Here is a 25,062-nt window from a genome sequence, read left to right on the forward strand (position 1 = left end):
ACGTAGGTTCGGTTCCAGTGAACGGGCGGACGCCCGCTGGGAACAATGAAACGGAGTCCTTCTGGTGGAAAGCGCAATTCGCGTGGTGGAGTTGTCCAGCCCGCTGAGTCGATTCGCCGGCCGCATCCTGGTCGGACTGGGATACGAGGTCGTTCTGGTCGAACCGCCGGAGGGTGATCCGACGCGCTGGGAACTGGACGGCCACGCATTTACGCACTGGCACGCCGGGAAGAAATCCGTCGCCATCGACGTCGAGACCACCGTGGGCCGTGCGGAATTGGCGCGTCTGGTGGCCGGGGCGGACGTGTATCTCGATGGCAGCGCCGTCGGCGACGAGCCGATCGCGCGGGCACCGGGACCGGTCGTTCACGTACGAGTCACACCCTTCGGCGTCGACGGTCCGCGACGCCAGTGGTGCGCCACCGATCTGACGCTCGCGGCCCTCGGCGGAATGCTCGCCCAGGTAGGTGAATCCGACGGGCCCCCGCTGGCTCTACCTCAGGGCCAATCCGAACAGCTGGCAGGGGTGAACGCCGCGATCGCGGTGTTACTCGGTCTCCGGGCGCGGCGTCGCGGCCCGGTCCCGCTGATCGACGTCTCCGCGCAGGAATGCGTGGCGGCAGGCCTCGAGGCCGGCGCCCTGGCCTATCTCCACGAGGATCGCGTCCCGCACCGACCCGGCCGGGTGCACCCGTTGGTACCGCACGGCCTGTTCCGGGCCGCCGACGGCTATGTCGGTGGCGGGCTCGGCGGAAGTCCCCGGATGTGGGACGCTCTGGTCTCCTGGCTGGTCGAGGAGGGCGCGCAGGAGGATCTGGACGACCCGAGATGGGCTGACCCCGTCGAGCGGAAGGCGCACCAGGACCACATCTTCACCGTGCTGCAGCGTTTCCTCGACAAGTGGCCGAAGGAGGATTTCGCGCGGGCGGCGCAGCAACGCAAGCTGCCGTGGTCCGCGGTCATCCGACCGGACGAACTTCTGTCCAACCCCCAACTTCTGGACCGCGACTTCTTCGTCGACGTCGACGAGGTCGGGACCACCGTACGAGATCTGGGCTTCTCCTTCCCTTTCCCGGAAGGAGGAAGGACCCGGGCCCTGCCGGTTCCGCCGATCGGTGCGCACCAGTTCCTCCTCGACGAGGTGCAATCCGAAGACCTCGAATCGAATCTGACCTCATCCGGACAGGACATGCTGCCCCTGTCGGGCGTCCGGGTCCTGGACCTCACCTGGGTTCTCGCCGGTCCCTACTGCACTCAGATCTTGGCGGACCACGGCGCCGACGTCATCAAGGTCGAGTCGTCGGGCCGACCCGACCCCACACGGTTCGCGCCGTTCATGCACTTGTCCCGCGGACCACACGACGACCCGAACACCAGCGGGTACTTCAACGACGTCAACAGGAACAAGCGCAGCATCACTGTGGACACCCGTTCCGAGGCAGGACTGGCCGTGCTCGCCGACCTCGTGGCGCAGTCCGACGTGGTGGTCGAGAACTTCAGTTCCTCGGTGATGGAGAAGATGGGCTTCGGGTACGAACGGCTTCGCGCCCTATGTCCGGACATCGTGTACGTCTCGATGTCGGGGACCGGTCACACCGGACCGCGACGCGACTGGGTCACCTATGCGGACATCGTCTCCGCCGCTACCGGACTGACCGCTCTCACCGGGTGGACCGCCGACGATGTCGTCGGGGTGATCTACGGTCATGGTGACATCGTCGCAGGATTACATGGCGCCGCAGCGGTTCTCGCCGCCCTCGAGCACAGAGACCGCACCGGCCGTGGTCAGCACATCGATCTCTCCCAGCTGGAGGCGATGGCGTCACACATGGGCACCAGTGTGGTGCAGGTGACGGGTGCCGGACAGCTTCCTGTTCCGCTCGGCAATGCCCATCCCGATATGTCACCGCACGGCGTCTTCCGCTGCCTCGGACCCGACCGCTGGTGCGCGGTCACCGTTCGTGACGACGCGGACTGGACCCGATTGTGCACGGTGATCGGCCGCCCGGAATGGGCGGCGGACGAGCGTTTCCGCACGCCCGATTCGCGACGGGCACACGAGGCCGACATCGCGGCGGCGATCACGGCCTGGACGTCGCCGCGGCCGGCGGATCTCGTCACCGAGCAACTCCAGCAGGCGGGCGTCCCCGCCGGGACCGTACAGAACGGGCGGGACCTCGTCGAAGCCGATCCTCACCTGCGTGCCCGCGGGTACTACGTGCCCGCCGTCCATCCCCGTGCGGGAACCGTTCTCCACCAGGGCGCCCCGATCCGGGTCGGGAAAGCCGTCACGATCCGGCAACCGGCGCCGGTACTGGGCGCGGACACCGATGTCGTACTCCGCGAGGTCACCGGTTACTCCGCGGAGACCGTTGCGCGGTTGCGATCCCACTCGGTCCTCTCCTGAGCCGGTCACTTCGATCAGGCTTTCCACCCGACAGCACACCCGAAGGACAGAACATGCGCGCAGCCCGCTTTCACACATTCGGACACGACCCGATCATCGACGATGTCGAGGTGCCGAGCCGGAAATCCGGACAGACCCTCGTCCGGATCGATGCGGCGGCGCTGGGGCACCTCGACCTCACCGTCGGCAGCGGGAACTTCGACATCAAGCCGGCCCTGCCGCACGTCGGAGGAACCGACGGGGCCGGCACCGTGATCGAATCCGATACCTTCGATGCCGGTACCCGGGTGCTGGTCCGGGGTGGCGGAGTCGGCCTCTTCAAGCCCGGCTGCTGGGCCGAGTACCTCGTGGCCGCCGACAAGGTCTTCACTCCGTTCGATTCCGCCCTCGAACCGGCCATCGCGGCCACCTTCTTCCTCCCGAGCACAACCGGTTTCGTCGCGGTCCACGACATCGCCCGCATCGCCGCCGGTGAGCGGGTGGTCGTGTCCGGAGCAGCCGGCGCGGTCGGATCCATGGCTGCACAGTTCGCGCTCCTCGCCGGGGCCGACGTGATCGGTGTGGTGCCGCGAGCCGACCAGGTACCGCTGGTACCCAACGGAGTCCGAACCGTCGTCGGCCGTGGACGTGAACTGGCCGACACGCTGGGGCCCGATCCAGTGGCGGACGTGCTCGTCGACACCCTCGGCGGCGACTCGCTGCCGTACCTTCTCGAACGCGTCGTACCCGGCGGGCGGGCCGCACTGGTCGGCTACACGCTGGGGACCGAACTCACGATCGATTTGCCGAACTGGTTGCTCGAGGATGTACAGATGTTGCCGGTCAACATGATTCGCAAGGGTAAACGACAGGCGGAACTCGCACCCGACCTCATCCGACGCCTCGTCGAGGGCGAGATCGGCATGGCGGTTCAGGAGTTTCCGCTCGACGACATCGCGTTTGCACTGCAGATGATGCGTGAAGGGAAGGTCGCCGGCCGCGCGGTCGTCGTACCGTGACCGGCCGCCATCGCATGTTCGCCGAAGAAAGGTGACACCCGTGAAGCCCGAATCCGATTCTCTGCCACTGCCGGCGGCGATGACGATTCCGTCCCTCCTCGTCCAGCGTGCCACCGAGCGGGGCGATCATCCCGCCGTCCGGGCCGGAGACGTGGAGGTGTCCTATCGCGAACTCGCGCAGCGTGCCGCAACGACGGCCGAGGCGCTGTCCCGGCGTGGGATCGGCAGGGGTGACGCGGTGGCCGCGATGTGTGCCAACCGCATCGAGATGATCGAACTGCTGCTCGGCTGTAGTTGGCTCGGAGCGGTCACGGTGCCGCTGAACACAGCGTTGCGCGGCGCCGCCCTCGACAGCGTGCTCGAGCAGTCCGGGGCGCGCCACCTGTTGATCGACCCGGCCTTTCTGCCCCGGCTCTGGCAGACCCGGTTCACCGGTGAATCCTGGATACTCGGCACGTCGTCCGGTCCCTGGGCGGATGACAGCCGAATTCCCGGACGAGCGGCCGACCCCGCAGTGAGCGCGCTCGACACGGCGGCGGTGTTGTTCACGTCGGGAACGACGGGACACCCGAAAGGGGTCCGTTGCCCTCATGCTCAATCACTGTGGTGGGGCGCAGGAGTGGGAGCGTCCTTGGGGCTGGGACCCGACGACATTCTGTACAACGGCCTTCCCCTGTTCCACACGAACGCGCTCAACACACTGTTCCAGGCATTGGTTGCGGGAGGAACATTCGTGCTCGGTGACCATTTCTCGGTTCGGCGGTACTGGGAACAGGTGGCCGACAGTGACGCCACGGTGATCTATCTGCTCGGTGCGATGGTCGCGATGCTCACCGGCCGGGAACCCGGTACGGAAGACAAGAAGCACCGCGCCACCCGTGCCCTGGCACCGGCGACACCGGCCCGCCTGTGGGCTCCCTTCCGTGAGCGTTTCGGCGTCGAACTCGTCGACGGCTACGGCACCACCGAGACGAATCTCGTCGTCGGAACACTGCCCGGCGATCGACGTCCCGGCTATCTCGGAACGGTGCGCGACGGCTACGACGCGAAGGTCGTCGACGACGCCGGAGCCGCAGTGGCGGACGGCGTCCCCGGCGAACTCGTCGTCCGCACGGGCCTTCCCGGAGGATTTGCCACGGGATACCTGTCCGAGCTTCCCCGCACGGCGGGGGACTGGTTTTACACCGGTGACCGAGTAGTCCGGGAACCCGACGGGTGGTATCGGTTCGTCGATCGCGTCCGCGACGTGATCCGCCGGCGCGGCGAGAACATCTCCTCCGCCGAGGTCGAGGAGGTCCTGTCCCGGCATCCGGCGGTCGCGCAGGTCGCGGTCTTCCCCGTGCCGTCGGAACTCGCCGAGGACGAGGTGATGGCTGCCGTAGTCCTCCGGGAAGGAATGCAGGTGAGTCCCGGCGTCTTACGTCACCATGCGGCACCCCAGCTGGCGTACTTTGCTCTACCGCGGTTCATCGATTTCGTCGGTGAGCTGCCGTTGACCGAGACCGGCAAGGTCCGCAAGGAAGTACTCCGGGCGCGTGGGGTCGGCGACGGCACCTGGGATGCCGATGCCGTCCCGTCCCGGTGACCCGGCAGCCGACTCGAACTTCCGGTTACCGGCCGCAACCGTTGAAGGAGCACATCGCGGGCGTGCATGCCTCGGCGCCGACGATGTCGGTCGCCGAGTATGCGCAGCGCATCGCGTGAAGTGCTCGGGAGATCCCGATGCCCGCGGTTCGCAGGGCACCGGTGACCCGGGCGACGTTGAGCCGCGCCGTCGGACCTGTTACCGAGAGGGCACCGGCGAGGGTTCGGGGTCCGCTGAACACCGGCACCGCAACACTCATGTAGCCGATGCGGGTCTCTTCGACTTCGACTGCGAGTTGCTCGTTGCGCATGCGGTCGAGTTGCTGGCGCAGGACGGCGACCGACATCGTGGTGCGGGCGGTGAGGGCGGTGAATCCCTGCTCGATGACTTCGTCGAACACCGACTGCGGCGAGAACGCCAGGATCATCTTCCCGGTCGCGGTGCAGTACAGCGGCAACCGGCCCGCCACCCGCGACTGCTGTTGCAATCCGCGGTGACCGACGATCTTCTCGATGTAGAGCACGTCGATGCCGTCCCGAACCGCGAAGTGCACCGTCTCCTGCGTTGCAAGCAGCAGGTCCTCCATGTACGGCAGGGCGGCGTCACGCAGGATGCGCTGCCGGGGGACGAGCTGTCCGAGCTCGAACAGCCGCAGGCCCAAGCGGTACTTCGTGCCCGCCCGCTCGAGGAGTCCCCATTCGACGAGTTCGCCGGCCAGCCGGTGCACGGACGCCTTCGCGACACCACTTCGACGTGCTAGTTCGGTGAGCGAGAGGTCGCTGTGCTCACTCCCGAACGCGTCGAGAATGAGCCGCGCCTTGCCGAGAACGGACGACATGTCCTGTGCCGCAACGCGGTGTGCCGACGGAATCGGTACGACCGGGCCGAGGCCGACCGAATGCTGCGCCTCTGTAGTCACTGCTGCCTCCTGGCGATTGGCGGGGCATTCGTCCCGATCACAGCCACGCTAGGGCTGGACAGTGGCGAGACGCACGCCACAGGGTCCGGTCACCGGACCCGTCTCGAGTTTTCGGGCACGGCCCGCACGTCCGGTGAGTTCAGAAAGGAACGGACCGCCGCGGCTATCCGCGGGGCCTCACGCTCGATCAACGCAACGGTCCCGTCCTCGATGAACTCCTCGAGCACGATCCGCGCCCCGGTGAGCTGGTTTCTCAACGTCGGTAGGTGGCGCATCGAGAACGGGTCTGCGCCGGCGGCCAGCAGGAGCACCGGCGCCGTCACCGCTTCGATGCGGTCCGCCATGCGGTAGCGAGCGCAGGCGCGGTGCCCCTCGGCGGGATCGACACCGTGCGCGAGGGCGTCGCGCAGGAAGCGGTCGAGCAAATCCGTCGCCGGGGCCGGGTAATACGGTCGTCTCAGGTTCCACAGGGTCTGCAGATGGCTGCCGTCGGGTTCGCGGACGGCGCGGTCCACGCCTCCCGAACCCGATTCGTCGTTGCGGTCGCTTCCCCCCGTCCACGGACAGGAGGACAACACCACAGCATCGACTTCCCCGGGGCGGCCGGCAGCCATCTCCATCGCGACCGCGGCGCCGGTGTGATGCCCGAGGACCGCCACCCGTCCGGCGTTCACGGCGTCGAGGAATTCCCATGCGGCGTCGGCGAACGACTCGATCGTCTGCGGCGGAGCGAGTGACGCACTCGCTCCGAACCCCACCATGTCGAGGGCGAGAACGCGAAACTCGTCGGCCAGGATCGGAATCAACTCGCGGAACTCGTCCCAGGACCGTGGGGTCTGATGCAGCAGGAGGAGCGGCCGGCCACTGCCCGATTCCGCATAGTGCAACTGTCCGAACGTCGTGTCGGCGTAGCCGAACCGTATCGCCATCAGTAGGCCGTGACCATGGGGGTGTCCACGCCGATGGCGTCGATCTTCGCGGCACCGCCCGGATTGCCGACCGGCTCCGCCCGGGTCGGTAGGACCTCGAGGAAGAAACGCTTCGCGTCCTCCTTGAAGTCGGGGTCTGCCTTCCGATCCACCGTGATCGCCTCGACTGGGCAGGCGATTTCGCAGGCGCCGCAGTCGATGCACTCGTGCGGATTGATGTAGAGCTTGCGCTCACCCTCGTAGATGCAGTCGACCGGGCACTCCTCCATGCAGGAGCGGTCCATGTAGTCGATGCACGCTTCGCCTATGACGAATGCCATTGTCAGCTCTCCTTTTCGGTGGAATGACCCGGGAAGATGTCTGCATCCGGATCGAGGACGGCCGCGGCGTTGTTGACCGCGGTCGCGGCCTCACCGAATCCGACGGCAATGAGCCGGACCTTCCCGGGATAATCGGTGATGTCGCCGGCCGCGTACACGCGCGGCACGGTGGTCTCCATTCGGGTATTGACGACGATGTGGCGCGAATCGATCTCGAGTCCCCACTCGGTCATCGGCCCGAGGTCGGCGGTGAACCCGAGAGCGGCGATGACGGATTGCGCCGGCAACGTCGTAGTGGTCTCGTCGAGTTTGTGCGCGACGTCCACCTCCGCGATCCAGCCGTTGCCACGAACTGCTGCAATGTCCGCATTGACCAGCATGCGCACAGTGCTCTCGCGCACCTTCGTCACCGTCGCCGCGTGTGCACGGAACTTGTCGCGACGATGCACCAGGGTCACCGACGATGCGATCGGCTCGAGATGGACCGCCCAGTCGAAGGCGCTGTCGCCGCCGCCCACGATTACCACGTCCTTGCCGGTGTGCGCGGACAGGTCGGGTACGAAGTAGCTGAGACCGCGGTCGACGAAATCGAGCCCCTTCACCAGAGGGCGTGGCGTGAATGTCCCGATCCCACCGGTGATCACGACCGCACCGGCGGTGACGGTGCGTCCTTTGCTCGTCCCGATCACGACACGTCCGTCCCGGGCATGATCCAGTGACCGGGCCTGCTCGCCGAGCAGATACGCCGGATCGAACGGCGCGGCCTGCGCGAGCAATCCATTCACGAGATCTCGCCCTTTGACGGACGGGAAGCCCGCGATGTCGAGGATCGCCTTCTCCGGGTACATCGCGCTCACCTGGCCCCCGGGCTCGGACAGAGCGTCGAGAACGGCGACCCGGAGTCCGCGGAAGCCGGCGTAGTACGCAGCGTAGAGACCGGCCGGGCCGGCACCGATAATGAGAATGTCGACGTCGAGGTCCGTGCCGGTCGACGCGTTGAGCGAAGCGTTCATGCCGGCAACGCTAATCATGGTGCCGCGCCGGATAAATGAAGCCGGTCCGGTCAGCAGACTGTGTTCATTCCTGCCGCTGACACGAACGGACGCGAACACGGAAAAGCGGGTCCACCGGCGAAGAAGAAATGCCGGTGGACCCGCCTGCAGCTCTGTTCTGTCGGCGCCGGAGTCGTCCGACGACTCGTTACCCGGCGTTCATGTGCACCCGGGCACCGGCGAGAACGACTACTTGACGCCGTACCGGGTCAGGTACCGGCCCGACAACACCCTCAGGACACGGTCGAACAGAAAGCCCATGATCCCGAGCACGATGATGCCCACGAACGTCCAGTCGATGCGCCCGTAGTTCCGGGCCTGCCAGATCATCGAACCGATGCCGTGGTCGGCCGCCACGATCTCGGCGGAGACGATGGTGAGGAAGCTGTTGCCCATCGCGAGACGGGCGCCGGTGACGATGCCCGGCACCGACGACGGCAGCACCACGGTTTTCATGATCTGCAGTTTGCCTGCCCCCAGGTTGGCGGCGGCCTGCAGCTTGTTCTCACTGATCGCGACGGTCGCGGCGATCGTGCTCACGGTGACTATGAACACCGAGGTGTAGAAGATCAGTACGATCTTGGACGTCTCACCGATGCCGAACCACACCACCGCCAACGTCACGAACGCGATCGGGGGGATGAAACGGAAGAATTCGATGTACGGGTCGAGCAGTTGGCGCACGAGGTTGACGCGGCCCATGAGAATGCCGACGGGTGCGCCGATCACGACGCCGAGACTCCAGCCGACCAGAATGCGCTGGGCCGACGCCCAGATCGACGTCCAGAGGACACCGCTTTCCGCCAGTTCCCTTGCTGCTGTGACGACTTGAGCGGGAGACGCGATGGTCGTCGGTCCGTACCACCAGGCGAGGAACGACCACACTCCCAGACCGATGGCAACGGAAGCGACCCACAGCGCCGCCGTGCGCAGGGCGGCCCCACCTGCGCTCGCGCGTCTCTTTCGGGCCGGTTGCGCGCGTTCGCCGCGGGTGGGGGCGGTGTTCTGTACCACTGCGGTCATAGCTGGTCCTCCTCGATGCCCTGGTTGCGGAGCGACGCCACGACCTCGGCGCGGATGTCGTCACGTAACTTCTCGTACATGTCGATCACGTCGGGGTGCGCCCTGTCCCGGGGGCGCTGTGCGTGCACCTCGTAGATGCTCTTGATTCGCGCCTTGGGTCCGGCCGACATCACCACGACACGGTCGGCGAGCGTCAGGGCCTCGTCGATGTCGTGTGTCACGAATACGACGGTGCACCCGGTGTGCCGCCAGATTCTGTCGAGCTCGACCTGCAGGACCTGCCGGGTCTGGGCGTCGAGTGCGCCGAAGGGTTCGTCCATCAACACCAGCGACGGTTGGTTGGCCAGGACTCGCGCGATCTGAACCCGTTGCCGCATACCGCCCGACAGCTGTGCCGGAAACTTCTTGCCGGCGTGTGGGAGACCGACCATCGCGAGGTACTCGGCGGCGATGCGCGCCTGGTCGGCCTTGCCGGCCCCGTGCATCCGGGGCCCGTAGGCGACGTTCTGGGTCACGGTCATCCACTCGAACAGGGCCTCGGAACTCTGGAAGACCATGCCGGCGTGCGGGTTGCTGCCGTTCACCTCGTCGCCGTCGCAGGTGATCTCGCCGGCGCGGGGCTCGATGAATCCTGCCATCGCGGACAACAGTGTCGACTTGCCGCACCCCGACGGGCCGAGCAGGCACACGAACTCGCCCGGCCGCACCTCGAGGTCGATTCCCGACACGATCTCGGCGGCTCCGAAACTGATGCCCAGATCGCGGACCTCGACGGGCACACCCGTAACTGTCCTGTCTGTGGTTGCGGTCATTTCTTTTCCTCCTGGTACCAATCGAGCAGCATGGCCGAGGCCAGATCCGGCTGCTCGGAGAGAACGCCGATCTTCTTGTAGAAGTCGACGATCGACTGTGCGGACTCCATACTCTTGTCGGTCAGGTTCTCGACGCCGAAGTCGATCTCGTCGACCGCTGTGACGGTCTGGTCGTCGGCTACATTGACGGCTGTCCTGGTCGCGGCGGCGGCGGTTCGAGGGTCGGACTCCACCCGCGCGGTGGCGTCGACAAGGACCTGGGCAACCGCACGAGCGGTGCCCTCGTTCTCGTCGAGCCAGGGCTCAGTCGTGATCGCCCAGTGGTGGTAGAACCAGTCGAAGTCACCGGTGACGGCTGCCACGTGCCCGCTGCCCTGCGCGAGCGCGGTGGCCGGCCACGGTTCCCACAGGACGTATCCGTCGATGTCGCCCCGATCCAGGAGCGCCGGCATGTCTGTGGGGGTGGCGGAGACCATCTCGACCGAGCCTGCGGGAACTCCATTGGCGTCGAGGTACCTGTCGGTCGAGATCTGGCTCAGCCCCGGGACGATGCCCATCTTGCGGATGTCGGCGGCCGAGTCGACCCCGTTGCGCAGTATCACCTTGATGTAGTCGCCCGACACTTCGTACGAGTACATCGCCCGCAGGGACGGATTCTGACGTAGCTGCGCGATCGTTGTGGTGTCCGAACTGCCGGCCAGCTGGACCTGGCCGGTTGCGAGCGCGTCGACGGCTTCGCCACCCCGGCCGAACTGGACCAGCTCGATGTCGAGGCCGGCATCGGCGAACATGCCCTCCTGGTCGGCGACGAAGAAGGGTGCGAACGACGCGTCGATGCCCACGGCGATCCGGAGCGGGGCGCCGGCGGAATCGGCGGCGGTCTGCGTGGCGGGGCGGCTGCACGCCCCGGTCGTGACCGTGAGAACCACCGCCGCCGAGGCAAGTGTCACCTTGCCGAGAATCGATCGCCAGGCCATGTTTGTACACCTCCTATTGTGATCTGGACCTCATTGGCGGGCTGTGGTGAAAATCTAATGGCACCTCGGTGGGGCGTGAATCAACCGGGTCCACCGTGCGGACCGGGCCGCAGAACTTACCCGCGCGGAACATCGTGGCCGGTAGGTGCAGCTTGTTCGAAACGCAAAGGAAACAAATCGGCGTTCCGGTTCGTGCGGTCGCCCGCCGTGGCGAATTTTGCGATCCGTTGGAACGCTGACGACGCGATGCATTGACGGAAATACGGTCGATCGGCAGCGCATGCAACCCAGCAGCCCGCCCTCGTGCGAGCGAAGAAAAGCCGCGGGACCTGTAGTCCGCTCTGCGGACCACGAAGGTTCGCATTCGCGCGTCCCCAGTGCTAACTTTCGTCGCCCCGGGTGATCCACACCACAGAGAGGCGACGGCCATGTATGGAGTTCTGAACGTGCCTACGCACAGGGCTCGCGTCCGCATCTGAACCGATGTACTAGTTGTGTCCAGTCCCGGAGTCCGCAGTCGCCATACGGGATGCAGCGACGTCGTGACCCGAGGACAAGCGGTCGCGGAACCTGGCCGCCTCTCGCCCTCCACCCAGCATCGAGCTTTTCCCGCCCGCCCAGCGAAACTCACGCCACGTTCCAAATATTTCCTTGTGTGGAAACACGCGGGTTCAGCCGAACACAGACATGAAAGTCTTGCATATGACGAGCGTCATCAGGCAGTACACGAAGAAGTTGCCCGGGAACGTACTGAACCGAGTGGAGAAGGTGGGGAACCGACTCCCGCACCCCTTCATACTCTTCCTGTACATCGCGGTTGCGATAGCCTTGTTCTCGTTGATTGCGTCCCTCGCCGGCGCAACGGTCATCGATCCCAAATCACAGGAACAGGTTGATATCCAGAACCTGCTATCCGCGGATGGACTCGAGTTCGCGCTGACAACCATGCTGGACAATTTCTTGTCCTTCCCGCCCCTCGGCCTGGTCATCGTCATGCTCCTCGGAGTTGGACTGGCCAATCAAGTCGGCCTCCTGGAGATCGCCTTCAAAGCCATTGTCGTGCGGGCGTCTCCCAGGATGCTGACGTTCGTGGTGATCTTCGTGGGCATCATGAGCAATATCGCTTCTGAATCGGCAGCCATCGTCATTCCCCCGCTGGCAGCGATGTTGTTCCTGGCGGTGGGGAGGCATCCGATCGCGGGCTTGGCAGCGGGCTTCGGCTCGGTAGGTGCAGGATTTTCCGCCAACTTCATTATCGCCGGAACCGACGTACTACTGTCTGGAATCACCACGTCCGCTGCGGGAATCGTCGACAACTCCGTGGTCGTCACTCCGGTGTCGAACTGGTACTTCATGTCCGCATCGACACTCATCCTGACCATCGTTGGTGTCCTCATCACCGAGAAGGTGGTCGAGCCTCGACTCGGTCCGTACACAGGCACTGGATCCGACCGCGACAATTCCGAATTCTTGATCACCGCCGAACAGCGTCGCGGGTTGCGTAACGCGGGAATCGTCGCCCTTCTGTATGCCGCAAGTGTCACAGCACTCGTGGCACCACCCAACGCGGCCCTCCGCGGCGAAGGCGGTTCCATCATCACTTCGCCATTCATGGACTCCCTCGTTCCGATCATCTTTCTGTTCTTCGTGTCCGTTGGCATCACCTATGGAATCGCAGTGGGAACGATCACGAGCAGTAGTGACGTTCCGAAGCTGATGACCGAATCGGCGAAAGACCTAGCTGGAATTCTGGTTCTGGTCTTCGCGGTCGCGCAGGCAATCGCCTATTTCCAGTGGACCAACCTCGGCCTGTGGGTGGCCGTGCAGGGTTCCGAAGTTCTCAAGGCCCTCGACGTCGACGGCGTCGTGGCTCTCATCATGCTGAGCCTTGTGACGATCGTGCTCAGTCTCGTCATCTCGAGTGGTTCAGCACTGTGGGCAGTCATGGCTCCCGTATTCGTGCCCATGATGATGCTGCACGACGTCAATCCTGCATACGCCCAGCTGGCATATCGCATCGCAGATTCGTCGACCAACATGCTGGTGCCCCTCAGCCCGATATTGGCGGTAGCGCTCGGATACATCCAGAAGTACGACAAGAAGGCCGGCGTCGGTACGGTCTTCGCTCTGATGATTCCCTACGCTGCAGCGTTCTACGTGATCTGGATGCTCCAGTTCGTCGTCTGGACAGCTCTCGGACTACCCATCGGACCGGGGGAACATCTCAATTGACGCACACTTCGAACACCCGAAAGGAAATCTGTGAGCACCTTCGACAACAGTGAAATCGACGAAGCAGTCGACACCGAAGACGAGGCCGTCCATCGCAAGTTTCTCGATGAGATCGCCGATGACCTACTCGACATCAGCCACGAGATTCATGCCAATCCAGAAATCCGGTTTCAGGAGACCGCCGCAAGTGCCCTCCTCGCCTCGAAACTCAGGGAAGCGGGCTTCGCAACACAACTCGGTGTCGGTGGCCTTCCGACCGCCTTTCTCGCCCAGTACGGTTCGGCCTCAGACGGTCCCACGATCGCGTTCTTCCTCGAGTACGACGCATTGGAGGAGATCGGTCACGCGTGCGGGCACAACGTGATTGCGACGATCGGGCTGGGCGCGGCCTTGACGGTGCAGGCATGGATGCGAAATCACGGGCGTGCAGTCGGCAGACTGGTAGTCGTCGGCAGTCCCGGAGAAGAAGGCGGCGGGGGTAAGCAGTACCTCATCAAAGCAGGGTGCCTGGACGGAATCGATGTGGCACTCATGATGCATCCGTCAGGAGAGAACCTTTCCTGTATGACCACGCTGGGCCGCGTAGCGCTCGATTTCGAGTTCACCGGGAAGGCGGCACACGCTGCAGTCACGCCGCATCACGGAGTCAATGCGCTCGATGCCGCCGTTCTCACCTTGAACGCGATTGCCCTTCTGCGCCAGCAACTCCCAAGCGACGTGCGAGTTCACGCAATCATGCTCGAAGGTGGGGAAGCGCCGAACGTAATCCCGGAAAGGGCCTTGCTCCGGGCGTACATTCGTGCAGCCGATACCCGAGCCTTGGTTGATGATTTCCAGCCGAGGGTCGAGAACTGCGCCCGCGGTGCAGCCATCGCTACGGGCGCGCAGGTCTCCATTACCCAGCAATCGCCGACGTATGCAGCGCTACAGCCGAATGCGGTACTCGGCGATCTTGTCGAACGGAACTTCGCGCGCGTCGGTAGGCGAACGGAACCCCCACGTACCGACGTCTTTCCGGGTTCGACGGACATGGGTAATGTCAGTCAGATCATCCCGTCGATTCATCCCAACATCGAGTTCGTGCCGGGGCTGGGGATGCACACCCGTGAAGCCGCGGAGTATGCGGGAGCGCCGGAAGGCGACAAAGCCGTGCTGGACGGTTCACTCATCCTTGCGATGACCGCGAGTCAGCTGTTCTCGAACCACGGACTCGTGGGCCAGGTGAAGGCGGCCTTCAGCGAAGGGGTACGCGTCGACTGACCCGGAGACGAAAGACCGACCCGAAGAGCCGAGCCGGCCAGCTCGGCTCTTCGGCCGTATCAGGATGCTGGTGCAGCGATCTCAGACCCGGCCACTACTATCGCGATGCCGGATGCGTTCCGAAGGGCAACGATCCAGCGCTGACCGACCTTTCGATGCACGAAGCCGGCCGCGTTCGAGGACGCGGCCGGCTTCACGGTTGTGCTGTCGGCTCCGGTCAGACGGCGCTCTTCACGCGCTCCGACGCTTTCGCCAGGAACTCCAGGCTCAGCGGGTTGTACAGTGCCGCCTGCTCGTGCTGGGGCCAGTGGCCGCATTCCGGATACAGCTGCAGCTGAGCACCGGCGATGTCCGCGGCCATCTTCTCGGCCTCCGGCACATCCCCGAAGGGGTTCTCGTGGCCCCACACGACCAGTGTCGGGGCCTGGATGCGTGCGAGCCGATCGGGCCGGAGCAGATTTCGCTGACGCGTGTCCATGTCCTGCAGCGACAGCAGGTTGTGAATGTTCGCGACGAAATCGGGCTGATGGTAGATCCGGTGCCGGGCCGCCACCAGTTCCTCGGTGGCGTTGACCGGATCGTGCATCAGCAGGTGCAGCCGAGCCCGGGTCAGTTCGATGTCGTTACTCTGGACGGCCTTGGTGGTCGAGGTGCGAATGCGCTGCATCACTTCGGGGTTTGCGACGGTGCCTCCGGCGGCGAGCAGTTGCAGCGACAGCACTCGTTCGGGCTGCTCACTTGCGAGGTACGCGGCAACCCAGCCGCCCAGCGATTCCCCTACGAGGTGCACCTTGTCCAGCCCGACCGCGTCGAGGTAGTTTACGAGATGGTCTACATAGCGCGGAATTTCGTACGGGTAGTCCGGTTTGCCCGTGTAGCCGTGGCCCAGCATGTCGAGCGCGTGGCACTCGTAGTACGGAGCATGTGCGGCGATGTTACGCGCGAAGGCTTCCAGGTGGCCGCTGGTGCCGTGGAGGAAGATCACCGCCTCCTCGCCCGTGCCGGCCTGTAGCGACCGGGTGGGAACTCCGGCTGCGTCCACCGTCTTCACTGCGAAGTCGAGTCCGGCGAGTTCGTTCCAGATTGTCATGTGTGTGTCCTTTGTCGGGAGTGGAGGGTTGACGAATTCACGGCGCGAGCGGCCGTGTGGTCGGATCGAGGACGACGACGCCCATCCCCGTGAGCCATTCCGGCATCGGCTCGTAGGCGAGACGTTCCGCGGGAACGTAGTTCACCATTGCGGCCATCATGAGCCAGGTGCGGAGTTCCTGCGCACCGTTACCTGCCTCGGTGTCGACCTCGTCGGTGGAGAACTCCGCGAGTTCGGCCGCCTTGCCGGTCTCGAAGAGATCGAGGATCCGGTCGTCGAACTCCGGTGAGATGGCCGCCTCGGCCGCGCGGATGATCTCACGTCGGCGCACGTCGTAGTCCGACCAGTTCTCGCGACCGTCGAGCCAGGCCTGCACCATGAAGTCGTCGTCCTCACCGTGCGGATCACGCCAGTCCGGCCACGGCAGCCGGTGCGACAGACCACCGGAGGCGATGACGACCACTCGCTTGTCCTCCGGATACGAGTCGAGCGCCTCGCGGAGGGCGTGTGCGAGCGCCTCACAGCGCCTGAAAGTCGGCAGCGGTGGTGCGAAGACGTTGACGACCAGAGGCACGATGGGCACGTCGAGGTCCGCCAGCAGGTACTGGATGGCATGCGACTGTCCGTGGTCGATCTGCAGACGGGCGGAGAACGCGAGATCGAACCGTCCGCTCTCCACCACCTGGGAGGCGAGGTGCCCGGCCAGGTCCACGTCGACACGCTGCGGGCCCTTCGGGGTGCCCGACTCGCCGCTCGCGATGCACTCGCCCACGCCGAGCGTGAAGGGCGGGAGTAGGTCGAGCCAGAATCCTCTGAAGTGATTCGACCCCAACAGGATCACCACGTCGGGCCGCGCCGCGGCGATACGCTCGCGCACCGAGAACAACGCCTCCCGGAAGCGTTCCGCCTCGGCTTTGTGTGTCGTTTCCTCCCAATGGGTGTTCATGAGGGTGCTGTGCGAAGCGCCCACCCCCAAGACGATCTCGGCCATCAGCCGGCTCCTACTTCCTCGAGTGTGCGGGTCACCGTGTCGATGGCGACACGGATCAGGTACCGGGTCAGCCTCTGGGCCTCGGCCAGGTCGACGGTGTTCATGCCCATGGCGAAGTCCACCTCGAACGGTGCGTCCACGACTTTGGGCATGCCGACCCGGACAGTCGGGATTCCCCGGCTGCGCAGGATGTTCGCGTCCGTGGCGCCACTGGCGTCGCGGACCGCGCGGTGCGGTTGACCCTCGATCGCCTCCCAGGCCGCTACGGCACTGCGGCAGAGCCACATCCGCTCGTCGGACGTCTCGCCCGGGATCGACAAGATCTGCTCGACGTCGATGCGGGCGTCCAGTTCGGTGGCGATCCGCCGCACGGCGTCGACCAGCTCGCGTTTGGCGGCGGTCGGTGTGGTCCGTGGGCTGAGGCGCAGATCCACCATCATCCGGACCTGAGCCGGGGTGAACGAGGCGGTCCGGTCCCACCCGCCCCGGATGTTCGCGACCATGCCCTGGGGCAGGACCAGGCCGTCCCGGTGCGCATGCGAGTACTGCGGGAACCATTGCTCCAGGCGTACTGCCACCTCGCCCGCCAGCGCGACGGGGTTGCGGTACGGCAACCGGTGCCGGGATCCGACGTAGGTGTGGGTGCCGTGCACGGTGATCTCGAACCAGGCCAGGCCCACTTCCTCCCAGGACACCGTCCACCCGGGCTTGGCGATGAGCGCGAAATCTGTCCAGACCCCCTGTTCGAGCAGGAACGAACAGCCCACGCCCTGGCCGGTGTTGCGGCGCGGGTTTCCCACGCCCGGACGAGGATTCGTCGGCATTCCGCCGGCTCCGAAACCCGCGATCAGGTCGCCGGTGAGTGGTATGCCCGCAGTGTTCACTGCTTCGATCGCTGCCATGACGCAGGCGGCATGCCCCTTGGGATTCGAAGCGCCGAGGCCGATGATGTAGTCGCCCTTGCTGTCGGCTCGCGCCGTCATGTCGGGACGGAGCGTATCCGCAGCCCAGGGCACGTCTTCCTCGCTGTTGCCACTGGTGACGGTGTCGATCGGGGCGTACAGCATGAGGTCCGGGCCCGACCCGTCACCGCGCAACCGTGCCCACGAGTTGGCCTGCCGGTCGTCGAGATCCATCGAGTGCGCTTCGATGCCCCCGGCGGCGAACGTCTCTGTGATGTGCCGTGCGAGTGGCGCTTCGTCGCCGGTCGGACTGGCGATGTCCACCAGACCGATGATCAACTCCCGCAATCGCTCACGATCGACCGTCGCCCACGCCTGTTCGGTCCAGGCGCGGCGCCGCTCGTCGAGGCCCGCGAGCGGGGTGGCGGTTGCGGCCGTCACGAGTTGATCCGGTGTACCTGGGTGTTGCTGCGTGCGGCGACGAAACGCCATGCCCTCGGCACGCCGGTGGCGAGCAGGAGGCCGAATGTGACGCCTGTCAGAGTCTTGAACATCGAATCCTCCTCTAGTCGGCGTCGGTCGCGGCGGGTGCGCTCGCCCCGTTGGCCGACTCGGTGGGTGTAGCCGGCCGTGCAGTCTTCCGTGCCACGGAGACACGGCGCTCACGAGCCGGTCGATCGGGTGTTGCCGGCGCGAAAGAGACTGCAGCCGCGATCTTCTCTCCATACTCTTCTTCGGCGAGATTGCGCCAGGTAGTGAGCGAGACGTCGGGTCGGTACAGCTTCTCCGGCGGAGCGTCGGTGACACGGACCATCCACTCGTCCTGGCCCGAGAACTGGCCGTGGAACAGCCACCGCACGGCACCGAGGTATTTGGCGTAGAAGCCGAGCCTCTTCACACCGGTCTCGAAGTTGGCCATGAGTCCCACGTACTGGTGGTGATCCTCGTCGACCGGAACATAGAACTCGTAGTGAATGAAGTTGGGGTAGGCGATCCGCAGCACACCGGGCATCGACAACGATGCGAAGCCCGGGAAGTTCTGGGCCGCGATCACCGGATTCACCTTCAGGCCGGCGCCGACGTTGCCGATCTGCGAGATCTGGTTCTCGTCGGGCTTCTTCTTCCACCATCGCTTGTTCGTCCACTTCCCGACGCCGGGAAAGTCGGCCTCCCAGTAGACTTCCTCTTGGACCCGGTAGATCCACCGGCCCTCCGGGACGATGCTGGTGATGTTCCACGTCGGCATCGGCTTGAACAACCGCCACAACGCGGTGCGGTGCAGGTACTTCGCATGCCCCTCGTCGAATCCGTTCTCGCACGCGAATCGCCAATTGCCGCCTCGGGGTTGGATCCGGCCCCCGACGACGCCTTCGTTCTCGACGAGCTCACGGGGCAACTGCTCGTCGATCGACGGCACGGGCTCGTTGGCGATCGGGATGTACACCCAGACCAGGCCCAGGCGTTCTTCGGCCGAGTAGGTCTGCACGGACAGTTTGCCGCAGATCTTCGAGTCCGGCCCGTCGGTGATGACGGCGGCCAGTTTGCCGTCGGTGAGTCGGAACGTCCAGCCGTGGTAGGGGCAGCTGACCGTTCCCGGGAACTGTTGATCACCCTCCGACAGCGGCACGCCACGATGGGGGCAGCGGTCGTGCAGTGCGTAGACCTTGCCCGCGTCGCGAATGAGCGCGAGCTTCTCGCCGCAGATGGTGTGGCTCGTCGGCTTACCTGTTACATGGTTCGCCCACGTCACCGGATACCAGTATCCGCGGTAACCACTGCCTGCCTCGTTGTATCGAGGCCAGGCGGTCCAGTCCTGCCGACCGGCCGCGCGCGGCCTCTCCGGGAGAACCTGCGTGTTCTCCGGCGCCTCGACACCAGTCATGTGAAGTCCTCTCGAGATGAGATCAAGTGATGCAGGAGATCTTCCGATCGACTGCCCTGCACCTCAACAATTCCGGTTCGCTCAGCAGACCGGGTTCATCCTCGCGATGTCGTGGTGATCACCGCGCTGCCCTCCGCGCACAATGCCCCGTCGTCGGCGTGTTCGACGAGGGCGACCTCGATCCGGTCACCCTCGATACGAGTGACGGTTCCGCTGACCGTGAGGACACACCCCACGGGTGCGGGCGCTCGGTTGCGCCACGTCACGGACGTCACCGCACCGGCCTCCCCGGCCAGGCGGGCGGCGGCCCGGAAGAACAGCGTCCCCTGCAGCTGAGCCATCACCACCCGGTCATCGAGGCCCTCTGCACGTGCATGGTCGGTATCGTAGTGAATGCGGTGGGCGTTGTGCGTGGTAGCGCCGAAACGGAGCACACGGACCGGATCGCACTGCAGTGCAACATGTTCGATTGTGTCTCCGACCTTCCATAGGCTGGGGAGCGTCACCGGACGATGAACCGTTCCGTGACAACTGCCAGCGTGAGCGATCCCATGACGCGATAGGTCTTGGACACGGTGATCACAAGGAACTCATGGCCGTCACGGCCCTTCCGGTCGACACCGCACACGGTGCGTGTGACCTCGATGTGCTCGCCGAGCGGAGGTGTCGAACAGAACTCGATGGTCTGTCCTCCCGCCAGCAGGCGCACGTCCAGCCCCGCCGTGCCGGGCACCTCATCGACGAACATGCCGTCGGGGCGATACTCGTCGCTGTCGGCGCCGTCCGGTCCTCGCAGCATGCTGGGCAAGTACATCGGGTGGACCCGGAAGTCGTCTCGTCCGGAGTCGAGAAATCGAGGATCGCGCTCCGCCGACGCCCTCGCGAATGCCACGGACTCCGCTGCTCTCACCGCCCCGAGGCGGCGGTGCGTGGTGGTACCGATCATCCGGCGCGCGCGTTCGAAGGCTGAATCCAGGCCAATGTGCATGGGCGAACGCTAGATCCGGTATGGCGGCGTCACTACGGTCCCGGACCGTCCAGCGGACCGCGATGCTTCCGTCACCGCCGCCGATCGGGTCAGGTGTGGTCATGGTACATCCACCGAACAGTCTGTACGCCACCGCCGCAGGTGTGAAATTCCACTACCACGACATGGGCGAGGGGTCTCCAACGATCTTCCTGCACGGCGGCGGCCCCGGCTGCACGGCGTGGTCCGATTTCGGACCCGTCGCACCACTCTTCGCCGACGATCGTCGAGCCGTGCTCGTCGACATCCTCCAGTACGGCAAGTCCGACAAGTGCACCATCAGCGGACCGATGTGGGACTTCCACGCAGCCAAGATGGTCGCCCTCCTCGACGAACTCGGCATCGCCCGAGCTGATTTCGTCTGCAATTCCTGGGGCGGGACGATCGCACTGAATCTCGCGGCAAAATACCCGGACCGGGTGCGTGCACTGGTGATCACCGGAAGCATGCCGGTCTTCTACGGACCACTTGCCCCGTTGCCGGAGGACGGCCGGCGCGGCCGCAACGCCCGCGACGTGTACTACGGCGGCGACGGTCCCACCCGGGAGAAGATGCGGCAACTGATCACTCGCCTCGAATGGTTCGACGGAGACCAGCTGCCCGACGCGACGCTCGAGATGCGGTACCGCCAAAGTCTCGATCCCGACGAGATGGCGCTGGCCGCGGCGTCGGACAATCCGCGTGGGGACTGGCAGGATCTGACGACTGAACTCGGGACGATCGAGGCGCCGGTTCTGTTCGCGTGGGGGATGCACGACGCCTTCCTGACGCCGGACTATCCGCTGATGCTGGCCCGAATGATCAAGCACGGCCACCTCTACGTGATGGACCGCGCGTCCCACCACCTGCAGGAGGAACGCCCGCACGACTACTACTCGCTCGTGACGGGGTTCCTCGAACAGCGACACCCGTGACCACGAGCAGCACCTGCTCCGAACTACACCCCGCACCACCTGCCGGAATCAACCGCATCAAACTCGTCGTCGTCCTCGGTGTGCTCACCGCACTGGGCCCGTTCACCGTGGACATGTACCTACCGGCACTACCGGCGATCGCCGTCGACTTCGAGACCTCGGAGTCGACGGTGCAACTGACACTGACCGGAACGCTGATCGGTCTCGCTCTCGGACAGCTGGTGATCGGCCCGGTCTCCGACCGCTACGGTCGGCGTCGCCCACTCCTGCTGGGCACGGCAGTCCATGTCGTCGCGTCCGTGGCGTGCTATTTCGCGTCGACCATGACGGTGCTGGGTGCGTTCCGGACAGTCCAGGGGGTGGGCGCCGCGGCGACTGCGGTCATTGCGACCGCCATCGTCCGGGACCTCTTCTCGGGCCGCGCCGCTGCAGTCATGTTCTCCCATCTGATGCTGGTCATGGGCGTGGCCCCGATCCTGGCGCCGAGCATCGGCGGAATCCTCATGACCACCATGTCGTGGCACGGTGTGTTCCTCGTGCTGGCCGTGCTCGCGGCTCTGCTGATGCTGCTCGGTGCCGTCGCGCTGCCCGAAACGCTTCCGCCCTCGCACCGGAGCCGACGCGGACTTGCCCCTGCACTCCGGACCTACACCCGGCTCGTCCGCGACGGCCGCTTCATGACCCTCGTCCTCGTGTGTGGACTGGGCCGAGCGGTCCTGTGGGCGTACATCGCCGGATCCTCGTTCGTCATGCAGAGGGAGTTCGAACTGGATCCGACCGTGTATGGAGTGGCGTTCGCGGCCGGCGGCGTGGTCCTGATCGGGGCGGCCCAGGTCAACGTGCGGCTGCTGGACCGCTGGTCTCCCGCCCGGATCTGTATCGTCGCGCTCGCCGTCAGCGTCGCCGTCGGAGTTGCGTTCGTCGCGGTGGCTCTCCACGGCACGACCGGGTTCGCGGGATTCGCGGTGCCGGTGCTGGCCTTGCTGTGTGCGACCGGATTCGTCATGCCGAACGCGCCGGCTCTCGCGCTGACCCGGCACGGCGACGCGGCCGGCACGGCGGCGGCGATCGTCGGGTTCGCCCAGTTCGGTACGGCCGCCGTGGTGGCGCCGGTCGTCGGAGTCCTGGGTAACACCGCGCTCGCCGTGGCCGTCACGATGACCAGCTGTGCGGTCCTGGCCGTTCTCGCGCTCGGGTACGGTGTCAGGCCGATCGCGCGACGCCACGGAGTGCGCGACTGATGTTCGATCCCGCGGCGGTCAACGGCTTCGCCGTCCGTGCGACGTTCATCCGCGACGTCGTGGTGGTCACGCTTACCGCACCGACCACCATCGAGCCGGCGAAGACGGGTACCGCGATACTGGTCATACCGAGTCCGACCTCCTCGACCTCCAACGCGAAGCCCTCTGTACGGACCCGATCGAGTTGCCGGCGAAGGCGAAGAGCCGAGGCAACGGTCCGAGTCGTCAGGGGGGCGAACCCACGAGCGACCACCTCGTCGAACACCCTCGATGGCGAGTACGCGAGGATTGCTTTACCGGTCGCCGTGGCCTCGATCGGTAGTCGGCCGGCGATCCGAGATGGGAGCCGGGCGCTGCGGTGACCGGAGATCTTTTCCACGAACATGACGTCGAGACCGTCCCGAATCGCCAGGTGCACCGTCTCGAGGGTGAGAGTGTGCAGGTCCTGCATGAACGGAACCGCGGCATCCCGGATGATGCGTTGCGTCGGAACCAGCTGGCCGAGTTCGAAGAGGCGCAGTCCCAGCCGGTAGTCGGTTCCGACCCGCTCCAGGAGCCCGATCTGGACCATCTCCCCGGCGAGTCGGTACACGGTCGCCTTCGCAACCCCGCTCCGACGTGAGAGCTCGGTCAACGACAGCGCTCCGGACTCTGCATCGAAGCTGTCGAGTAGCAGTCGCACTTTTCCCAGCAACGACGCGTTCATGTACATCCTCCGACAGGCGGGTCCACTCAGCGGACCAGCCAGTCGAGCATACCCCGGCCCTCATTTCCGGAGCAGACTTGATCGCCGCGCCAATGTGGCCCCGATTTCTTCGGCGGCGGCGCGGACCGAGCTGGTGTGGTTGTCGGGGCGGAAGCGGTGGGACGGGCCGGTCACGCTGATCGCGGCGACGACGTCCTCGCCGTCGCGGACGGGGGCGGCCACGCACACGATTCCGGTTGCGGATTCCTCGTATTCGTAGGCCACACCTTCGGCGGCGATGCGGTCGAGCTGAACGTCCAACGGGCCGGGCAGGACGATGGTGCGCGGGGTGTACCGGGCCAGCGGAGCGGAGAGCACCTGCTCCCGCAGCGTTTTGTCGGCGTGGGCGAGCAGCACCTTGCCGATTGCGGTGCAGTGCACCGGCATCCGGCCCCCGATCCTCGACGGTGCGCTGGCCTGTCGATGCCCGCCGATCTTGGACAGGTACACGACCTCCGTCCCGTCGAGGACGCCCAGGTGCACCGTTTCGTGGGTGCGCACGTACAGATCCTCCATGAACGGGATCGCCACCTCGAGCAGGCTGCGCTCGACCGACGCCCGCATGCCCAGCTCGAACAGCGATCCGCCGAGCCGGTAGCCGGGATCGGTGCGGTCCAGCATCCGCACCGTCACCATGTCGGTGAGGATCCGGTGCAACGTGCCTTTCGGGATGGATGTCCGCCGGGCCAGTTCGGCCAGCGACAGGGTCGAGTCGTCGATGGTGAACGCGTGCAGCACCATCATGACCTTGCCCAGCACCGTCGTGCGGTCGAACTCCTGATCGGACACTGCCGATTCCTCCTTCCGCTGCTACCGGCGACATCGCCCACGATACGGCGCGTGTTCGGCTCAGTGGAACGCAATGCTTGGCCGACGATCGCCCGGCGGCGACAGTGGAACCACAGTCCATTCCCCACGATCACATCGGGAAGTCAGATGAGCACACCTCGGGGCACCAGCCTGCCCTCCACTACCGACGCGGTCGCCGCGGCCGCCGAGCGGTTGAGCACCGCCGCCGCAACTTCCACGCCGTGCACCCCGGTCCGCGACCTGATCGGTGCCGACGACGTCGCGGCGGCGTACGCCGTCCAGGAGCGGATCGTCGCCGGCCGGATCGCCGCCAGCGCGAGTGTGGTGGGCCGCAAGATCGGCCTGACCTCCCCGGCGGTCCAGCAGCAGCTCGGCGTCGACCAACCGGACTTCGGGGTGCTGTTCGACGACATGTACTGCCAGGAGGGCATCCCCATCCCGTTGTCTCGTCTGCTGCAGCCGAAGGTCGAGGCGGAGATCGCGTTCGTCCTCGGCCGCGATCTGGTGGACGGGCCGCTCGACGACGCGCAGGTCCGCGCCGCCGTCGACTACGCGGTGGCCGCCCTCGAGATCGTCGACAGCCGAATCGCCGGGTGGGACATCACCTTCGGCGATACGGTCGCCGACAACGGGTCGAGCGGACTGTTCGTCCTCGGCGAGAACCGCCGCACCCTCGACTCCTTCGACCCGGTCGCCGCGCAGATGCAGATGTCCATCGACGACACCGAGGTGTCGACCGGCACCGGTGCCGCCTGCCTCGGTGACCCGCTGCGGGCGCTGGCCTGGCTCGCACGCACGGCACGCGAGTTCGGCCAACCACTACTGGCCGGCCAGGTGATCTTGTCCGGGGCCCTCGGCCCGATGGCCGCCATCGACACCGCCGGCACCGTCCGCGCCGACATCACCGGTCTCGGATCGGTCACCGCAACCTTCACCCAGGAGTGAG

23 protein-coding genes are annotated in these 25,062 nt (G+C 65.7%); 8 read left to right on the plus strand and 15 right to left on the minus strand.

All coding sequences use genetic code 11. From position 1 onward, the window contains the following. Positions 1-64 precede the first annotated feature (64 nt). From RJ1_RS03315 to RJ1_RS03325, 3 genes are read left to right on the plus strand one after another with little or no spacing between them, the layout of a single operon-like run. Complete coding sequence (locus RJ1_RS03315) at positions 65-2,407, plus strand: CaiB/BaiF CoA-transferase family protein (RefSeq protein WP_240319799.1); 2,343 nt, start codon at positions 65-67, stop codon at positions 2,405-2,407. A gap of 53 nt (positions 2,408-2,460) precedes the next feature. Further along, entirely contained in the window at positions 2,461-3,405 is a 945-nt protein-coding gene (locus RJ1_RS03320) for a quinone oxidoreductase family protein (RefSeq protein ID WP_073358471.1), read from the plus strand. Positions 3,406-3,445: 40 nt separating this feature from the next. Further along, complete coding sequence (locus RJ1_RS03325) at positions 3,446-4,990, plus strand: AMP-binding protein (RefSeq protein WP_073358472.1); 1,545 nt, start codon at positions 3,446-3,448, stop codon at positions 4,988-4,990. Positions 4,991-5,015: 25 nt separating this feature from the next. On the opposite strand, the gene RJ1_RS03330 is transcribed toward RJ1_RS03325, so the two are convergent. From RJ1_RS03330 to RJ1_RS03360, 7 genes are all read right to left on the minus strand, one after another. Further along, complete coding sequence (locus RJ1_RS03330; protein WP_073358473.1) at positions 5,016-5,909, minus strand: IclR family transcriptional regulator; 894 nt, start codon at positions 5,907-5,909, stop codon at positions 5,016-5,018. An 89-nt stretch (positions 5,910-5,998) separates the two neighbouring features. Then, positions 5,999-6,838 carry an alpha/beta fold hydrolase gene (locus RJ1_RS03335; protein ID WP_073358474.1) on the minus strand — a complete coding sequence of 280 codons (840 nt, stop codon included), beginning with the start codon at positions 6,836-6,838 and terminating at the stop codon, positions 5,999-6,001. Next, complete coding sequence (locus RJ1_RS03340) at positions 6,838-7,158, minus strand: DUF362 domain-containing protein (protein WP_073358475.1); 321 nt, start codon at positions 7,156-7,158, stop codon at positions 6,838-6,840. The genes RJ1_RS03335 and RJ1_RS03340 overlap by 1 nt, the downstream gene beginning before the upstream one ends. A gap of 2 nt (positions 7,159-7,160) precedes the next feature. Then, complete coding sequence (locus tag RJ1_RS03345; RefSeq protein WP_073358476.1) at positions 7,161-8,171, minus strand: NAD(P)/FAD-dependent oxidoreductase; 1,011 nt, start codon at positions 8,169-8,171, stop codon at positions 7,161-7,163. A 228-nt stretch (positions 8,172-8,399) separates the two neighbouring features. Further along, complete coding sequence (locus tag RJ1_RS03350) at positions 8,400-9,233, minus strand: ABC transporter permease (RefSeq protein ID WP_073358477.1); 834 nt, start codon at positions 9,231-9,233, stop codon at positions 8,400-8,402. Then, positions 9,230-10,045 (minus strand): ABC transporter ATP-binding protein, encoded by an 816-nt coding sequence (locus RJ1_RS03355; RefSeq protein WP_073358478.1) that lies wholly within the window; start codon positions 10,043-10,045, stop codon positions 9,230-9,232. The genes RJ1_RS03350 and RJ1_RS03355 overlap by 4 nt, the downstream gene beginning before the upstream one ends. After that, on the minus strand, positions 10,042-11,022 hold the full coding sequence (locus RJ1_RS03360; RefSeq protein WP_073358479.1) for an ABC transporter substrate-binding protein: 981 nt from the start codon (positions 11,020-11,022) through the stop codon (positions 10,042-10,044). The genes RJ1_RS03355 and RJ1_RS03360 overlap by 4 nt, the downstream gene beginning before the upstream one ends. Positions 11,023-11,724: 702 nt before the next feature. On the opposite strand from RJ1_RS03360, the gene RJ1_RS03365 reads away from it, so the two are divergent. Further along, on the plus strand, positions 11,725-13,254 hold the full coding sequence (locus RJ1_RS03365; protein WP_073358480.1) for an AbgT family transporter: 1,530 nt from the start codon (positions 11,725-11,727) through the stop codon (positions 13,252-13,254). Positions 13,255-13,284: 30 nt separating this feature from the next. Beyond that, on the plus strand, positions 13,285-14,514 hold the full coding sequence (locus RJ1_RS03370; protein WP_083400533.1) for a M20 family metallopeptidase: 1,230 nt from the start codon (positions 13,285-13,287) through the stop codon (positions 14,512-14,514). Between the two features lie 217 nt (positions 14,515-14,731). Here the strand turns inward: RJ1_RS03370 and RJ1_RS03375 are convergent, their stop codons facing one another. The 6 genes from RJ1_RS03375 to RJ1_RS03400 form a co-directional block, all read right to left on the minus strand. Beyond that, positions 14,732-15,604 (minus strand): alpha/beta fold hydrolase, encoded by an 873-nt coding sequence (locus tag RJ1_RS03375; protein ID WP_073358481.1) that lies wholly within the window; start codon positions 15,602-15,604, stop codon positions 14,732-14,734. Positions 15,605-15,641: 37 nt separating this feature from the next. Then, complete coding sequence (locus tag RJ1_RS03380) at positions 15,642-16,595, minus strand: DODA-type extradiol aromatic ring-opening family dioxygenase (protein WP_073358482.1); 954 nt, start codon at positions 16,593-16,595, stop codon at positions 15,642-15,644. Further along, the gene (locus tag RJ1_RS03385) at positions 16,595-17,938 is read right to left on the minus strand and encodes a M20 family metallopeptidase (RefSeq protein ID WP_073358483.1); all 1,344 of its coding nucleotides are present in this window, start codon (positions 17,936-17,938) and stop codon (positions 16,595-16,597) included. Before RJ1_RS03385 ends, RJ1_RS03380 begins: the two co-directional genes overlap by 1 nt. A 124-nt stretch (positions 17,939-18,062) precedes the next feature. Further along, the gene (locus tag RJ1_RS03390) at positions 18,063-19,379 is read right to left on the minus strand and encodes an aromatic ring-hydroxylating oxygenase subunit alpha (protein WP_073358484.1); all 1,317 of its coding nucleotides are present in this window, start codon (positions 19,377-19,379) and stop codon (positions 18,063-18,065) included. A gap of 95 nt (positions 19,380-19,474) precedes the next feature. Then, positions 19,475-19,885, minus strand: a complete 411-nt coding sequence (locus RJ1_RS49480) for a hotdog family protein (protein WP_073358485.1) — start codon at positions 19,883-19,885, stop codon at positions 19,475-19,477. After that, positions 19,882-20,367: a hypothetical protein gene (locus RJ1_RS03400; RefSeq protein WP_073358486.1), complete on the minus strand. Its 486-nt coding sequence runs from the start codon at positions 20,365-20,367 to the stop codon at positions 19,882-19,884. Before RJ1_RS03400 ends, RJ1_RS49480 begins: the two co-directional genes overlap by 4 nt. 101 nt (positions 20,368-20,468) lie before the next feature. Between RJ1_RS03400 and RJ1_RS03405 the strand changes: the two genes are divergently transcribed. Continuing rightward, positions 20,469-21,320 (plus strand): alpha/beta fold hydrolase, encoded by an 852-nt coding sequence (locus tag RJ1_RS03405; RefSeq protein ID WP_174694936.1) that lies wholly within the window; start codon positions 20,469-20,471, stop codon positions 21,318-21,320. After that, entirely contained in the window at positions 21,317-22,561 is a 1,245-nt protein-coding gene (locus RJ1_RS03410; RefSeq protein ID WP_073358487.1) for a multidrug effflux MFS transporter, read from the plus strand. Before RJ1_RS03405 ends, RJ1_RS03410 begins: the two co-directional genes overlap by 4 nt. On the opposite strand, the gene RJ1_RS03415 is transcribed toward RJ1_RS03410, so the two are convergent. Together RJ1_RS03415 and RJ1_RS03420 are read right to left on the minus strand one after the other, a co-directional pair. Then, positions 22,524-23,267 carry an IclR family transcriptional regulator gene (locus RJ1_RS03415; protein WP_073358680.1) on the minus strand — a complete coding sequence of 248 codons (744 nt, stop codon included), beginning with the start codon at positions 23,265-23,267 and terminating at the stop codon, positions 22,524-22,526. The genes RJ1_RS03410 and RJ1_RS03415 overlap by 38 nt on opposite strands. Positions 23,268-23,327: 60 nt before the next feature. Further along, positions 23,328-24,095, minus strand: a complete 768-nt coding sequence (locus RJ1_RS03420; protein ID WP_073358488.1) for an IclR family transcriptional regulator — start codon at positions 24,093-24,095, stop codon at positions 23,328-23,330. Positions 24,096-24,242: 147 nt separating this feature from the next. Here RJ1_RS03420 and RJ1_RS03425 point away from each other — a divergent pair, with 147 nt between their 5' ends. Next, positions 24,243-25,061, plus strand: a complete 819-nt coding sequence (locus RJ1_RS03425; protein WP_073358489.1) for a 2-keto-4-pentenoate hydratase — start codon at positions 24,243-24,245, stop codon at positions 25,059-25,061. Position 25,062 lies beyond the last annotated feature (1 nt).

This window comes from Rhodococcus jostii NBRC 16295 (assembly GCF_001894825.1).
Lineage (GTDB): Bacteria > Actinomycetota > Actinomycetes > Mycobacteriales > Mycobacteriaceae > Rhodococcus_F > Rhodococcus_F jostii.